Genomic DNA, 15,104 nt, shown 5'->3' with positions numbered 1-15,104 from the left:
AGTGATAGAGCGCATCCTCAGCTTCTCGATCCAGCAGCGATTCCTGGTCGTTCTCGCTGTCGCGGCCATTGCCGCCTTCGGCATGAAGTCGCTTACCCAGCTGCCCATCGATGCCGTCCCCGACATCACCAACAATCAGGTGCAGATCAATACCGAGGCCAACGGACTATCGCCATTCGAGATCGAGAAGAACGTCACCTATCCGATTGAAACGGCGCTCGCGGGTATTCCTGGCCTCTCCTACACGCGGTCGCTCTCGCGCAACGGCTTCTCGCAGGTGACCGCCGTCTTCGAGGATAACGTCGACATCTACTTCGCGCGCACGCAGGTGACGGAACGCCTGTCGCAGGCCAAAGCGAACCTTCCTCCGGGTGCTGAACCTCATATGGGAGCGGTGTCGACGGGCCTCGGAGAAATCTACATGTGGACGGTCCATTACAAGAACCCGCAGGGCAAAGGGGCAGACGTAAAAGACGGGCAACCGGGCTGGCAAACAGATGGCAGCTATCTCACGCCAGAGGGACAGAGGCTGACCAAGGAATTTGAGCGTGCCATGTACCTGCGCACGGTCCAGGACTGGATCATCCGTCCGCAATTGAAGGGCATTCCAGGGGTCGCCGAGGTCGATGCAATCGGGGGGTTCAAGCAGCAGTACCAAGTGCAGCCTGATCCTGACAAACTTCTCTCGCTTGGGCTCTCTTTTGCTGACGTTGTGGCAGCCCTCGAGCGCAACAATACCAGCGTCGGTGCAGGCTACATCGAGCAGCGCGGTGAATCCTACGTCGTCCGCGCTGACGGACGCCTCGAGACCACGACGGACATCGGCAACGTTATCATCGCCAACAAAAACGGCGTGCCGGTCTTCCTCAAGGATGTCGCCGAGGTAGGCCTGGGTCGCGAACTGCGGACAGGCGGGGCGAGCGAAAACGGCAGCGAGGTCGTCGTCGGCACTGCGATGATGCTGAAGGGCGGCAACAGCCGCATCGTGTCCGGCCTCGTGGACGAGAAGATCAAGGAGATCAGCAAGTCGCTACCGCCCGATATTGCCATCCAGACTGTGCTGAACCGGACCTTGCTGGTCGACGCGACGATCAAGACCGTTTCCAAGAACCTTGCCGAAGGCGCCTTGCTCGTCATCGTCGTGCTGTTCCTCATGCTCGGCAATCTGCGCGCCGCGCTGATCACCGCGCTCGTCATTCCCATAACGATGCTGATGACCGTAATTGGCATGCTCCAGACCGGCACGTCGGCCAATCTCATGAGCCTGGGAGCGCTCGATTTCGGACTTATCGTCGACGGCGCCGTCATCATCACCGAGAACGCGATACGGAGGCTCGCCGAGCGCCAGCATCACGAAGGTCGGCTCCTTACGCTCGATGAGCGCATGCAGGAGGTAATGACTGCGAGCAAGGAGATGATCCAGCCATCGGTGTTCGGCCAGATCATTATCATCACCGTATATTTCCCATTGCTGACTTTCACCGGCGTCGAAGGCAAGATGTTTGAGCCTATGGGCCTGACCGTCATCATCGCCCTGGTCTGCGCATTCGTCCTGTCTCTGACGTTCGTGCCGGCGATGATCGCAATCTTCGTGTCAGGCAAAGTCGAGGAGAAGGACAACTTTTTTATCCGCTTCGCCAAGGCGCGCTATGCCCCGATGCTGCGGGCCGGGCTCGAGGACACAGGCTTCGTAATCATCGTTGCTCTCGGCTTCTTTGCCGTGTCGCTATTTCTGTTCACGCGCCTCGGTCAGGAGTTCATTCCGACACTGGACGAGAAGAATCTGGCGATGCACGCCATGCGCATTCCTTCCACCTCCTTGACGCAATCGCTCGACATGCAGTTGAAGGTGGAATCCGCCGTCAGCAAATTTCCCGAAGTTGCGTTCGTCTTCTCCAAGACGGGAACGGCCGAGATGGCCGCCGATCCCATGCCGCCGCACGTATCCGACACATTCATCATGTTGAAGCCGCAGGACGAGTGGCCCAATCCGGGAGAAAGCAAAGCCGAACTGATCGAAAGGATCGCCAAGGCGGTCGGCCAGTTGCCGGGCAACAACTACGAATATACGCAGCCCATCCAGATGCGTTTCAACGAACTCATCGCCGGCGTGCGCAGCGATGTGGCAGTGAAGGTGTTTGGCGACAAATTCGAGGAGCTGGGAGAAACCGCAAATAAGATCGCCTCGGTGCTGCGCTCCGTGCCGGGAGCGGCCGATGTAAAAGTCGAGCAGACCACGGGCCTGCCAATGCTCAACGTGAAACTCGATAAAGCAGCAATCGCGCGGTACGGACTCAATGTCGGCGATGTGCTTGACGTGGTTTCCATCGCGGTCGGCGGACGCGAGACGGGACTTGTGTTTGAAGGCGACCGGCGTTTCGACATCCTTGTCCGCCTTCCCGATCGTCTGCGCGATGACCTCGACACACTGCAGAATCTCCCGGTCGCTATTCCCACAGCGGGGCCCGGCCGCCCGAATTTCGTGCCACTTAAGACACTGGCCACATTCAACATCGAGGAAGGCCCCAACCAGATCAGCCGCGAGAATGGCAAACGCCGCGTTGTCGTGCAGGCGAACGTGCGCGGCCGCGACATCGGCTCCTTCGTTCAGGAGGCCCAACAGAAGATCGACGCCCAGGTCAAGATCCCGCCCGGTAATTGGATCACCTGGGGTGGTCAGTTCGAAAACCTGCAGACAGCTCAAAGCCGCCTGCTCATCGTCGTACCTGTCTGCTTCTTCGTCATCTTTCTCATGCTGTTCACCGCTCTCGGTAGTGTGCGCGAAGCCTTGCTCGTTTTTTCCGGCGTACCGCTGGCGGTTTCGGGCGGCATCTTCACGCTCTACCTCAGCGGCATGCCATTCTCGATCTCGGCAGCCGTCGGGTTCATTGCCCTGTCCGGTATCGCGGTCCTCAATGGTCTTGTGATGGTGACCTACATCAACCAGCTACGAGAACAAGGGAAGCCGGGGGAAGATGCCATCTACGAAGGGGCGATGACGCGTCTTCGGCCGGTGCTCATGACCGCGCTCGTCGCCTCACTCGGCTTTGTGCCGATGGCGCTGGCGACCGGCACGGGAGCGGAGGTTCAAAAGCCCCTCGCCACTGTGGTCATCGGCGGCTTGATCACCGCAACGCTGCTAACACTGATCGTGCTTCCCGCGCTCTATAAGCGCTACATTTTGGCCCAGCCGCGTCCCGTTGATCCCGCGGCCGCGGGCCTCGCCGCCGAATGATGCTGCACGCAATGCTCATCGCTCGTCCAATGCAGTGCGGAGGGTATTGGGCCACATAAGACTGCGCAGTGTGCCGCAAGGGGAGGAAAGCGATGTTTGCGCAAGCGCTGGCAATCGCGATCGTTGCCACGGTCTGTGTAGTGGCTCCCCAGCTTTCGCTGGCAGACTCGCTCTTTCCAATATCGACACGCGCCAACCCTACCGAAGCGCCTACTCGCGCCAGGAACCGCGCGCTGAGTAAGCGCATCTACAGCCTTGCAATCGCGCAAAGTCGAGGCGGCGACCTCCGCCGAGCTTTCACGCTCCTAACGAAGTCAATCCGCATCGATCCCGGCAATGCGCTCGCCTGTGCAGCGCGTGCCCTGATCCGGGCTGCGCGGGGGGATATTTTAGGTGCGGTAGGCGACTCGGACTACGCGATTGCCATCGATCCCACGCTGGCGGTTGCCTACTACAATCGTGGGCTGATCAACGCCCGGGTACATCTCTGGGCTAGCGCAACAGAGGATTTCAAGACTGCGGCCCTGCTCGACCCCGGCATCGGCGGGGGTGTCGTGTTCGATAATTTGGGCCGGACCCTGATGGCACAGGGGCTATTCGCCGACGCAATTATAAGCTTCACACGCGCGCTGTCTCATAACCCGTCTCATGCCATGACGTACTTCCATCGGTCGCGCGCCTACGAGAAAACCGGTCAGCTCGACGCCGCGATATCTGACATGAATGCGTCCGTTCAAGCCGGCGGGGCATTTGCGGAGGCGCATCATCGTCGCGCGCATCTCTTTCTCAAGAGAGGTCAAGATGGTCAGGCGCTCATTGACTTGAACCGGGCCCTCGAACTCGCGCCCGAAGATGACCATGCGCGCGCAGACCGAGCTCTGCTCTACGAGCAAGCAGGCGACGCCACCGCTGCGCGGCAGGAGCTTAGTCGCCTGCGCCCGGACTACAAGCCCGGCGGTCGTGACCACAATGCGCATTTTGGCCTCGTCGAGTAAGTTGTCCGGATAAAATCGCAATTCGCCTTCGTTATTCAGATTCATTTCAGTTTGGCGCCGCAAAACACGCGCATTTCTATTTTATTCAGCCCCTCATCAGGTCAATGAATTGACGGTGAACGGGCAGTTCACGTGAGGGACATTCGCAGCCTATTAAAAAGGGAATGGCCGAATAACTCGGCGACTAAACAAATATATTGTCGAAGAGGAGAATTCCCATGCTTCGCACTCCCTCGCTTTTTGCGCTTGCCGTTCTGACAGGATGCGGCGCCCTAGGCATCGCTGCGTCGGCAGCCCAGGCTGGAGACCACAACCGCAGTGGTTACAGCTCCCGCGATCACGACCGGGGCTACTCGCGGCACGTGGACCGTGAACGCCGCGGGCATGTCCGCAACCGCTGGGCTCGGAATCCCTGGTTGAAGTTCGCGCGCCGGGGCCATGGTCACGGCCGAAACTGGTAGGCCAAGCGTTCGGACAAAAACTAACACAGAGAGTTGACCAACGAGCCGAGCTCACAGGAAGCTCGGCTCAAATTGAGAGGAGACAACTATGAAGAACTTGACCTTGACCTTGGCTGCGGCGGCAGCAATCGGCCTCGCAATTCCTGCCATGGCAGCAGGCGATCATTGCGATGCAGACATGGCCGCCGTGGATAAGGCGATGGCAACGGCGAAGCTGAGCGATGGCGACATGGCCAAAGTGAAGGCCGCGCGAGCCACTGCTGAGGAGATGCATACGGCGAAGAAGAATGAGGAATGCGAAGCGGCGCTCAAAGAAGCTCAAAAGCTGCTGGGCATCAAGGACGCTCACGGCCATTAAGCGCTGAAGCATAGGTTCCGTCGACGCGAAATCGGCGATGCGCGGGCCGCCTAGTATTCAGATCCTCCTGACGCCCGCACCCACTGACATTCGCGACGATCCTCCGTTCCTCAATGCCCGTTCAGGCTGGTTTCAGCTTGGTGTGCAATATGAAACTTGGCTGCAAGCGTTCAGCGACGCATCGCTCGCTTGCGGCCAAGTTGCGTTGTCAGGAGGAAATCATGTTGAGCGCAATCAAGGTTTGCGGCTTAGTCTGCGTACTGGGAGTGATGGCGACATCCGTTCACGCCGCACCGATCCCCGCTGTGCGTACCGTCGGGCTGGAGAACGGCATGCTCCAACAAGTCCATCGGCGCCTTCACAGCCGTCACCGGCATTACATCCCCTTTTTCATTCGACACCACCGCCACCACTTTCGTGGCTTTAGGCATCGGCATGGCCACCGCCATGGACACGGACACGGACAGCATTAGTTCGCCATAGATGGTTTTCTGCAGGCGGTCGCATAGAGGCCGCCTGCCGCTGATAATCGCCCGCTTGTCATACGTCGGGGATGCAGAGGGCCAACAGCCCCCACCCGATTCCATGACGCATTGGCCTTCGTTTGCTGAGAGCTTGGGCGAGGTGCTGGACACAGATAAGCTCGCTGATCGGTTCAAAGAGTGTTTGCGTCACGAGGGCCACAGGCCGTGCTGCCCAGCTGCGGCTCCCCGTGTCAGATATTGGCTGGCCGAACCTGGCTAATCCGCGGTCGCCACGTAGGTACGCGGATATCTGCAAAGCCGGGCGACTAAAATCTGACTCGACTTGGTGCGACAGCAATTGCTGCACGAACCGCCGAGGGCCGAGATAGGCGAACGTTGCTGCAGGTGAACCCCGTGGCGGGCGACAAATACTCCAATTGCGAGCGCAAACAACCGCATTGGAGTTGCCCACGGAAGCTCTGCCGGCACGGCCCGCAGCTATGTCATTCGTACTTTAGTTCGATACCAAGCTCATGCGCTTCCTGGATCAACACGCAGATATTGTGGCAGATAATCTTACAGAGCACTTCATTTTTCATGGAAACCTGTAGTCGGCTTCGAACGCTGTCTCCGAACTTTCTCTTGATCATGGAGAAACAGGCTTCGATATTGCTGCGCTTGTGATAGTGCGCAAAGAACGCTTCTCTCTCCAGCTGAAACATGAGGAACATTTTTTCCCACACCTTTGGTCCACGCCCACTGACATGGCGCCTGAATGCGATGAAGGGAGTCGCGCCATAACGGTCGACATGATCAAGGTTCGCGAACGATGAGTACGCCTTGTCCGCGGACACCTCACGCATTGTGAAATGCTCAGCGGTTTTAGCCAGCAATTGCGGAAGCTGGCGGCCGTCAGGTGCATTTTTCTCACCGATGACAACCGCGGTCACCACGTTCGTTTTGACGCCACAAACGGCGTGCGCCTTCACCCATGAGTGCTCCTGACGAAGCTTCTTCTGCCTATGATCAAACCAGCGATCGAACCGCGATGAAGAGAACCCGGTTGAGTCGACAGCGAAGTCCGTTTCGATCCCCGACAGCGGCTTGCTGCTGCGCGCGACAAGATCCATCAGAATGGACGTGGTTGCCTCAGCGCCAAGGTAGTTGAGGATCGTGTTGAAGTGCGGAACCGACGAAATATAGCCCTTTCCATGCGCGTCCCTCAGGTCGGTCATGAAGCGGCGGGCTGAGAAGGTCGCATACACCTTGAAGCATGCGCAAAACAGGGCGTCCTCGAGCGGAAACCGCGGACGTCCATTAGAGGCCTCAGAGGTTTCAAGACCGACGTCGCGCACGAGTTCTTTAAGCAGGTGTTGGAAAATCGCCTTTTCTTGCGTCTGCGCTGCGTTGTAGGCCTTCCAGGCCTGCGGATAGGTTTTTCGAGGCGGTGGTGCGACTGGAATTTCAGCTTCATCATGCGGGTCGTTTGCTACGGCGTTCTCTCGTTGGCGCGCGTATTCGACAGCATAGATGTGTTTGCATTTTCCGCCGTGTAGTGTGTGGTCAGGGCAAGAGCAGTGAGGGGTTGTTGGGTGGGGTCTTACTTTATGAGGGCTTCCACCACGCCCCTGTCCATGCGATGGCACCAGCCAAAATTCGCCGCGGCGCCTCAGCCGTGCCATGGCGGCTATTTGCAGTCCTGCAATTTCTCGCGGCGACAAGGTCTGAGGCACGGCGACGCCCTGGGTATACCTAATAGGTATATATCCCTAGTAGGTTGTCGCCGTCAATGACCTTGAAGTATATTCCCGGAAGGAATATACAGCGCCGCATGGTGGAGAAGGTTCAGCTATGGGGCTATCGCTGCGAGCGATGCGGGCACGAATGGCTGCCAAGAGAAAAGGCGCGTGACCCAAAGGTCTGCCCGCGCTGTAAGTCACCCTACTGGGACCGCCCAAGGCAAGTCAGCAAGGAAAGCGAGCCGAAGCGTAGAGCCTCAGACGAAAAAACATAGCCCCGAGGGTGGCTGGGTCGCCGCTTCTGTCAGGATACACGCATTAGCCTACTCGAGTTCTGGTTTGATCCCTAATTCTTGCGCCTCTTGAATAAGGACGCATAGGTTGTGACAGACAGCCCGTAGAAGAACCTCATTGACCATGGCGTGTTCGCTTTTGCTGCGAAGGAATGCCCCATACTTTCGCTTCAATGTGGAGAATACGGTTTCGACATTGCTTCTCTTATGGTAATGCCGCATGAAATCATCTCGCCTCAATTGAAAATGATGATACATTTTTTCCATTTGCGGAGGTCCCAACCCCGTGGCGTTGCTCTTGAATGGAATATAAGGACGGGCTTTGATTTTTTCTGCTAAGACGAAATTCGCGCGACTAAAGTACGCTTTGTCGGCGCTGACCTCCCTTACACAAAACGATTCTGAGGTTTTCTTTAGAAGGCATGGGAAAGAGTTTGTGTCGGCAGAGTATGGCCCCCGAATGTCTACGGCGGTTATAATGTGGGTCTTCACCCCGCACATAACATGGGCCTTGACCCAACCATGTTGCCTGCGATCGGCGCTTGCATTGTCCGCATCGTCATCAATGTAGAGCGGCGCAGTGAATCCGGAAGAATCGATGGCGAAGCAGGTTTCTATGCCCCGCAGAGGCAAGCTGCTTATGACTACAAGCTCTTTTAGAACGGGGGTAATCGTCGCGTCTTCGAGTAAGTTAAGTACTGTATTGAAATGTGGTAGCACCGTTATCAAACCACTCTTATGCGCCTCCCGGAGATCAGTCATGAACCGCCGCGCGGAAAAGGTAGAATACACTTTGTAGGCCGCGCAGAACATCGCCACCTTAAAAGGGATGCGCGGGCGCCCATTCACGCGTTGTTTCGGGTGCTCCAAACCTTCCGTAAGTTTTGACAGCAACGATTGAAATTGTGCTTTTTCATATGTCTGAGCGGCGTTGTAAGCAGGCCAATTCTGTCGATAGGTTTTGCGTAGGCGCCCAGACGCTCTTGGCGGGCAAGAGGTTCGGACGCGGCGTGGCGGTTTTGAATGGTCGTGATCCTCGGGAGGCAGTTTTTGAGATGGGCGGCCTTTTTTTGACGGCATTGGATGACGCTCCTTTACTAGCAGCACGAATGGTGGTGCGACCGTGTGCGGCTTGGTTTGAACCCAGAAGAGGCGTTTGAATCTTACCGCCGCAATTGTGCGGATCCATTCCAGGATGATTTTCCGTCATCGGGAAGAGAGAATTTCGCGTCTGCTGTTCTGGTAAGGCGCTTCTTTTTGCTCATCCGAACAAGCGCATTGTAGACGTTCTGGTATTCGACCTCTCGATTGAAGCCGACCTTGGGTAAGCAGGCCATGTATCCCTTGGCCTTCATCGGACGCCTATACTTACGAGCAATCTCGAGAACAGCTTCGGACAATCCTAGCGTCTCCAGAGCTTCAGGAGGTAGATCCTCCAGATCAGCGACATCATCAGGCTGAGCCGACGTGCTCGGGGCCGCGATGTTCGGCTCGCGCTGGCTCAAATCATGGGGGGCTGCGAATCTCTCTTCGATGAAGCGTATCGAGCCAAGCAGAATTGACCGCTCCTCCTCGAGAGCTTTCAATCTCTCCCTCAGCTGAGTCAGCTCCTCGTGCGATATCTGGACAAACGGTTGCATGGAACCCTCCATGAAATGCGACATCACGGGGTTGCAACGATATGAACCGGGAATTGTTCCAGGAAAAAGTGTGACCCGTCGGTTTGCGGTTGTGCGGCTGGGTGAGGGGAGTTTTTGTGCAGATGCTAGGGTTTTTGTGCGAACTTGAGCTTATTGTGCAAAGCCCCGTGACCCGAACGATTGGCCGCGCCAAGCCGATGGCCGTCTCGCCATGGATACGCGCCCGCTCGATCTCGACGCATTGCTGCGGGCGGCGGAGTAACCCTCAATTCGTCGTGGCGACGTGAGGGACCACTCTGAAAACGAGTGCTCAAATAAAAACCTCGCCGCGATGGCGCGGCGAGGTTTTTGGTTGGATCGACGCTGAGTGATCAGACTCAATCTGTCTTGCCGTGGCAGTGCTTGTACTTCTTGCCAGAGCCGCACGGGCAGGGCGCGTTGCGGGCGACGCGACCCCACGTGGCGGGATCGGACGGATCGACCGACGTCGTCGTCTTGCGCGTCTGCAGCGGCGGACGGCGGTCAGGAGCCGCGGGCACCGGACCGCGGGCCTCGGCGGCGATCGCGGCGTCGGCCAGAGCAAGCTCATCCAATCCGGATACCGGGTCGATATGGTGAGCGTGCATCTCCGGAAGGTCGGCCATCTGCAACTCTCCCTGCGCCTCGGGCGAAGCGAGCTCGATGTGCATCAACTGGCCGGTGGTTGCCTCACGCAGGTTGCCGAGCATCGCCTCGAACAGGACGAACGCCTCGCTCTTGTACTCGTTGAGCGGATCGCGCTGGCCGTAAGCGCGGAAGCCGATCACCTGACGCAGATGCTCGAGAGTGACGAGATGTTCGCGCCAGAGATGATCGAGGGTCTGCAACAGCACCATCTTCTCGATCTGGCGGAAGTTGGCCTCGCCGATTTCCCTTTCCTTCTGCGCTGCTTTCTCATCGACGGCCTCGAGGATGCGTTCGGCGATCTCCTTGTCGGCGATGCCTTCTTCTGCGGCCCAGTCCTCGATCGGCAGGTCGACGCCGAAGATGCCGTTGATCGCCTCGTGCAGCGCCTTGACGTTCCACTGCTCTGCGTAGGCCATCTCGGGGATGTTCTGGCGCACCAGCTCATCGACGAGCTGGTGGCGCATATCCTTCACGGTCTCGGAGACGTCTTCCTCGGCCATGATGTCGATGCGCTGCTCGAAGATGACCTTGCGCTGGTCATTCATCACGTCGTCGTACTTGAGGATCTGCTTGCGGATGTCGAAGTTGCGCGCTTCGACCTTCTTCTGTGCCATCTCCAGGGACTTGTTCATCCATGGATGAGTGATGGCCTCGCCCTCCTGCAGGCCGAGCGTCTTCAAGACGCTGTCCATGCGGTTGGAGCCGAAGATGCGCATCAGGTCGTCTTCGAGCGACAGGTAGAACTTGGAGCGGCCCGGATCGCCCTGACGGCCGGAACGTCCGCGGAGCTGGTTGTCGATGCGACGGCTCTCGTGGCGCTCGGTGGCGAGCACGTAAAGACCGCCGGCTTCGAGCGCCTCCTTCTTCTGGGCAGCAACCTGGGCCTGGATCTGCTTGCGCTTATCCTCGATATCGGTCTCGGCTGGCTCGCGCCCGGCCTCCTTCTCGGCGGCGAGCCACTCCTTGACGCTCGCCTCGACGTTGCCGCCGAGCTGAATGTCGGTGCCACGGCCGGCCATGTTGGTGGCGATTGTCACCGCGCCGGGTACGCCGGCCTGGGCGACGATACCGGCTTCCTGCTCGTGGTAGCGCGCGTTCAGCACCTTATGGGGAACGGGATCGCCGTTGCCCTTGGCGGACCCCAGCTCAACGAGATAGGACCCCATCTCGGTAAGGTAGTCCTTGAGCTCCTGCTCCTTGGGCGATTTCAGCTTATCGGCGAGGGTCAGCGCGTTGCGGCCGAGCTGCTCGATGTACTTTCGATCTTTCAGGAGCTCGGAGAGCTGCTCGGACTTCTCGATCGAGACGGTGCCGACGAGAATCGGCTGGCCGCGGCGGCTGCAGTCGGCGATCGTCTGCACGATGGCGGCGTATTTTTCCTGCGCCGTGCGATAGATCTCGTCGTCCTCGTCGACGCGGCTCACGGGGAGGTTGGTCGGGATCTCGACGACCTCGAGGCCGTAGATATCGAGGAACTCGTTCGCCTCAGTCGAGGCGGTGCCGGTCATCCCGCCGAGCTTCTTGTAGAGGCGGAAGTAGTTCTGGAAGGTGATCGAGGCGAGCGTCTGGTTCTCCGGCTGGATCTCGACATTTTCTTTGGCTTCCAGCGCCTGATGCAGGCCTTCCGAATAGCGGCGGCCGGGCATCATTCGGCCGGTGAATTCGTCGATGATAACGACTTGGCCGCCTTTGACGATGTAGTCGCGGTCGCGCTGAAAGAGCTTGTGGGCCTTCAGCGCCGAATTGATGTGGTGGACGAGCGAGACGTTCTCGATGTCGTAGAGCGAGCCCTTCATCAAGCCGCGCTCGGCAAGCTGCGCCTCGACGCGCTCGTTGCCGACCTCTGTGAGTGAAACCTGGCGCTGCTTCTCGTCGAGCTCGAAGTCCTCGGCGCCCAGAGTGGGAATGACGCTGTCCACGGCCTGATACAGGTCGGCGCGGTCTTCGAGAGGCCCCGAGATGATCAGCGGGGTGCGGGCTTCGTCGATGAGAATAGAGTCGACCTCGTCAACAATGGCGAACCAATGGTCACGCTGGACCATCTCGCCCTTGTCCATCTTCATGTTGTCGCGCAGATAGTCGAAGCCCAGCTCATTGTTGGTGGCGTAGGTGACGTCGCAGGCGTAGGCGACCTTGCGCTCATCGTCATCGAGGCCGTGCACGATGTTGCCGACGGTAAGGCCGAGGAAGCGGTAAACCTGCCCCATCCATTCAGCGTCGCGCTGTGCGAGGTAATCGTTGACGGTGACGACGTGTACGCCCTTGCCAGCGAGTGCGTTGAGATAAACGGGCAGCGTGGCGACGAGGGTCTTGCCTTCGCCCGTCTTCATCTCGGCGATCTTGCCCTCGTGCAGCACCATGCCGCCGACGAGCTGTACATCGAAGTGGCGCTGACCGAGCGTGCGCTTGGCAGCTTCGCGGACGGTGGCGAAGGCGGGGACGAGAAGATCGTCGACGCTGGCGCCCTCGGCGATCTGACGGCGGAAGTCCACGGTGCGCTGCCGCAACTCGTCGTCGCCCAGCTGCGCGATCTCGTCCTCGAGCGCGTTGATGGCATCGACGCGAGACTGATAGCCTTTGACGCGGCGCTCGTTAGAAGAGCCAAAGATCTTTGCCGCAAATCCGCCGATCGTCGAAAGCATTCGAAGTTTTCCCCAAATGTCCGGGCTGTTGCCGGGAGGTATAGGCACTGTGTGCCGAGATATTGTCCCGCTCGCTAGATACGCCGTGACGACAGCCGGGCAGTACGGGTACCCACACGTGCCGCAGGCGGCCTTTTTTGGCATTCAAGGCGCCCTAGGCGCACGAAGTCGGCCGCGCCGGAGAGATAAGGAGAGCACCCTAGGCTTGTCAACGCATTGGAAACGCTTCCGCAGCGTAGAAAAACAGCTGAAATTCCTTCGCCAAGTGTCCAATTCTTAACTTGGCAGGACTTCCAGGCCCCACTATCCATGGCCCCGCAGCCGGCCGGGCCCTGCCGATTTACAAGGTGCACGAACGCGCAATAAACCGCGGGTATTGGTATTTTGCCGTCCGGCCCGCCCAACAATCAGAGATCGCCATGTATCCAGCCATTCCGAAAAAGCGCGCCCTTGCGGGCTTCGCCATCCTCGCTGCCACTCTCCTTTCGGTGCCTGCGCCGAGCGCCTTTGCAGAGGATGCAAGCGACAAGGTTGTTGTCACAGTTGACGGGAAACCGATTACGGAAGGCGAGATGAAGCTCGCAGAGGGCGAAGTGGGGCAGGATCTCGCCCAGCTGCCGCCGGAAGTGAAACGCCGCGCACTGGCGGAATACCTGATCGACAACCGCTTGTTCGCCAATGCAGCTGAAGCGGCCAAGCTCGGCGAGACGCCCGAATTCAAGAAGTACATGGACTACCTGCACGAGCGTGCGCTGCGCGAGCAGTACTTCGAGAAGTCTCTCAAGGAGAGCGTGACCGAAGAAGAAGCCAAGAAAATCTATAACGCGCGTCTTGCGCAGATGAAGCCGGAGCCAGAGTTTGCCGCGCGGCACATCCTCGTCGCCAGCGAGGAGAAGGCGAAGGAGCTGCGCGCAAAGATCGCCGCTGGGGAAGATTTCGCGAAGGTTGCCAAGGAGAACTCGATCGACCCGGCCTCGAAATCCGAAGGAGGCTTCCTCGGCTATTTCGGCCCCGGACAGATGCTGCCGGAGTTCGAGAATGTCGTCATCAAGATGCAGAAAGGCGAACTCTCAGAGCCGGTGAAGACCGCCTACGGCTGGCACATTATCAAGCTCGAGGATCGCCGTACGAAGGCGCCGCCGAGCTTCGATCAGGTCAAAGACACGATCATGAACTCGCTGGCTGTGCGCAAGGCGCAGGAAGCCTCTGCAGAAATGCGCAGCAAGGCGAAGGTCGAGTACGTCGATCCGGACCTCAAGAAGCTGGTCGAGGAACAGAAGAAAAAGCAGGCTGAAGCCATGGAAGCCGCCAAGAAGGCAGTCGAGCAAGGAGGCGCCGCAGCGCCTGGCGCTGCTCCTGGCGCGGCAGCACCGGCGGCCAAGCCCTGATCGCCAACTTCAAGGCAGGGTTGCAGCGGGTCGCTCGATGAGAGCGGCCCGTTTGCTTTTCGACCGCCGCAAAAGGTTGGAAATGGACTTGACCCTCCCCCTGGGGGCGCCTCGATAACGTCCGCAGATCCGGCGAGGAGGCGAACCATGAGCGGCGACGCGATGTATCTGAGACCATCGGAAGCAGCGCAGCGGGTTGGCGCGTCCGCGAAAGCGCTGCGCCTTTACGAGCAGCGCGGACTGGTGAAGCCGGTGCGGACCGCCGCGGGATGGCGCGCTTACGGCCCGCAAGAACTCAAACGCGCGGCGGAGATCGTCGCCTTGCGCGCGATGGGACTGAGCCTTGCCAGCATTGGCCGGGCGCTCAATGGCGAAGCCGGTGAGCTCGAGCGCGCGCTCGCAGCTCATCAGGCCGCCCTGGAGCGGCAGTCAGGGCAGATTGCAGCGGCGACAGCTCGGGTACGCCAGTTGCTGGCTGATCTGGCTCAAGGGAGGGTGGCTGGCGTCGGCGACATATGCCGTCTCGTTCAGCCGAAAACCGAGGTGAGGGCGGCTTTCGCGTTGCCGTGGCCGTGGGGCGGCGAATGGTTCGAACTACGGGACGTGCGGGCGATCAACTACATCGTCGGCCCACTCGGGAGTGGCAAGACGCGGTTTGCGCGCTGCATTGCCGATGCGCTTCCGCGGACGAGGTTCATTGGTCTGGAACGCGCGGCGGATGACGGCGCGGCGGCGCGCCGGCGGATCGAGGATGATCCGCGGCTGAAAGCGCGCGTCGATGAGACTTTGGCCTGGCTTATCGATGACGGCGCTTTGCAGTCCGCGGCGCTTCTCACTTTGCTCGCCGAACTGGAAGCAGGCGATGCGAGTACGCTGGTGGTCGACATGGTGGAGCAAGGCCTCGATCAGGCGACGCAAGAGGCGCTGATTGCGCATCTGCGCAGGCGTAGCGGGGTTGGCCCGGTGCTCTTCCTGATGACCCGCTCGTCCTCCGTGCTCGACCTGACGGCCGTCAGCGCGGACGAGGGGATCATCCTTTGTCCCGCCAACCACAGACCGCCAACGCGCGTCGTACCGCATCCGGGCTCGCCAGGCTACGAGGCCGTTGCCACGTGCCTTGCGCCACCCGACGTTCGGGCCAGGACGGAAGGTGTCATCGCGTGGCGGCCCGAAGTAGCGTAAAGCTGCGCCGCGCGCTTAGCGTTCAGAGAAAACGTCCAGAA

The 15,104-nt window shown here is 59.3% G+C and carries 9 protein-coding genes; 5 read left to right on the top strand and 4 right to left on the bottom strand.

The genetic code is table 11. The features are described from left to right. Window position 1: 1 nt before the first annotated feature. From ACP15D_RS12720 to ACP15D_RS12710, 3 genes are all read left to right on the top strand, one after another. Window positions 2–3,235 (top strand): efflux RND transporter permease subunit, encoded by a 3,234-nt coding sequence (locus ACP15D_RS12720; RefSeq protein WP_072373970.1) that lies wholly within the window; start codon window positions 2–4, stop codon window positions 3,233–3,235. 92 nt (window positions 3,236–3,327) lie between these two features. After that, on the top strand, window positions 3,328–4,230 hold the full coding sequence (locus ACP15D_RS12715) for a tetratricopeptide repeat protein (protein WP_072373967.1): 903 nt from the start codon (window positions 3,328–3,330) through the stop codon (window positions 4,228–4,230). Window positions 4,231–4,779: 549 nt separating this feature from the next. Then, window positions 4,780–5,049 (top strand): hypothetical protein, encoded by a 270-nt coding sequence (locus ACP15D_RS12710; RefSeq protein WP_072373963.1) that lies wholly within the window; start codon window positions 4,780–4,782, stop codon window positions 5,047–5,049. A gap of 967 nt (window positions 5,050–6,016) precedes the next feature. Here the strand turns inward: ACP15D_RS12710 and ACP15D_RS12705 are convergent. From ACP15D_RS12705 to secA, 4 genes are all read right to left on the bottom strand, one after another. Next, window positions 6,017–7,246, bottom strand: coding sequence for a transposase (locus tag ACP15D_RS12705; protein WP_139247182.1), 1,230 nt, complete (start codon window positions 7,244–7,246; stop codon window positions 6,017–6,019). Between the two features lie 329 nt (window positions 7,247–7,575). Further along, window positions 7,576–8,625, bottom strand: a complete 1,050-nt coding sequence (locus ACP15D_RS12700; protein WP_083556111.1) for a transposase — start codon at window positions 8,623–8,625, stop codon at window positions 7,576–7,578. Between the two features lie 83 nt (window positions 8,626–8,708). Continuing rightward, a complete protein-coding gene (locus ACP15D_RS12695) occupies window positions 8,709–9,185 on the bottom strand; it encodes a hypothetical protein (protein ID WP_139247181.1) in 477 nt (158 codons plus the stop codon). Window positions 9,186–9,562: 377 nt separating this feature from the next. After that, entirely contained in the window at window positions 9,563–12,493 is a 2,931-nt protein-coding gene (gene secA, locus ACP15D_RS12690; protein WP_424957852.1) for a preprotein translocase subunit SecA, read from the bottom strand. Between the two features lie 419 nt (window positions 12,494–12,912). Here secA and ACP15D_RS12685 point away from each other — a divergent pair, with 419 nt between their 5' ends. Together ACP15D_RS12685 and ACP15D_RS12680 are read left to right on the top strand one after the other, a co-directional pair. Continuing rightward, window positions 12,913–13,881: a foldase protein PrsA gene (locus ACP15D_RS12685; protein ID WP_424957851.1), complete on the top strand. Its 969-nt coding sequence runs from the start codon at window positions 12,913–12,915 to the stop codon at window positions 13,879–13,881. Window positions 13,882–14,028: 147 nt separating this feature from the next. After that, window positions 14,029–15,063, top strand: a complete 1,035-nt coding sequence (locus ACP15D_RS12680) for a MerR family transcriptional regulator (protein WP_424957850.1) — start codon at window positions 14,029–14,031, stop codon at window positions 15,061–15,063. The last annotated feature ends 41 nt before the right edge of the window (window positions 15,064–15,104 follow it).

Source organism: Hyphomicrobium sp. 1Nfss2.1 (assembly GCF_965243865.1).
GTDB lineage: Bacteria > Pseudomonadota > Alphaproteobacteria > Rhizobiales > Hyphomicrobiaceae > Hyphomicrobium_A.
Note: the sequence above shows the minus strand (reverse complement) of the source record. Positions and strands in the feature narration are given on the sequence as shown.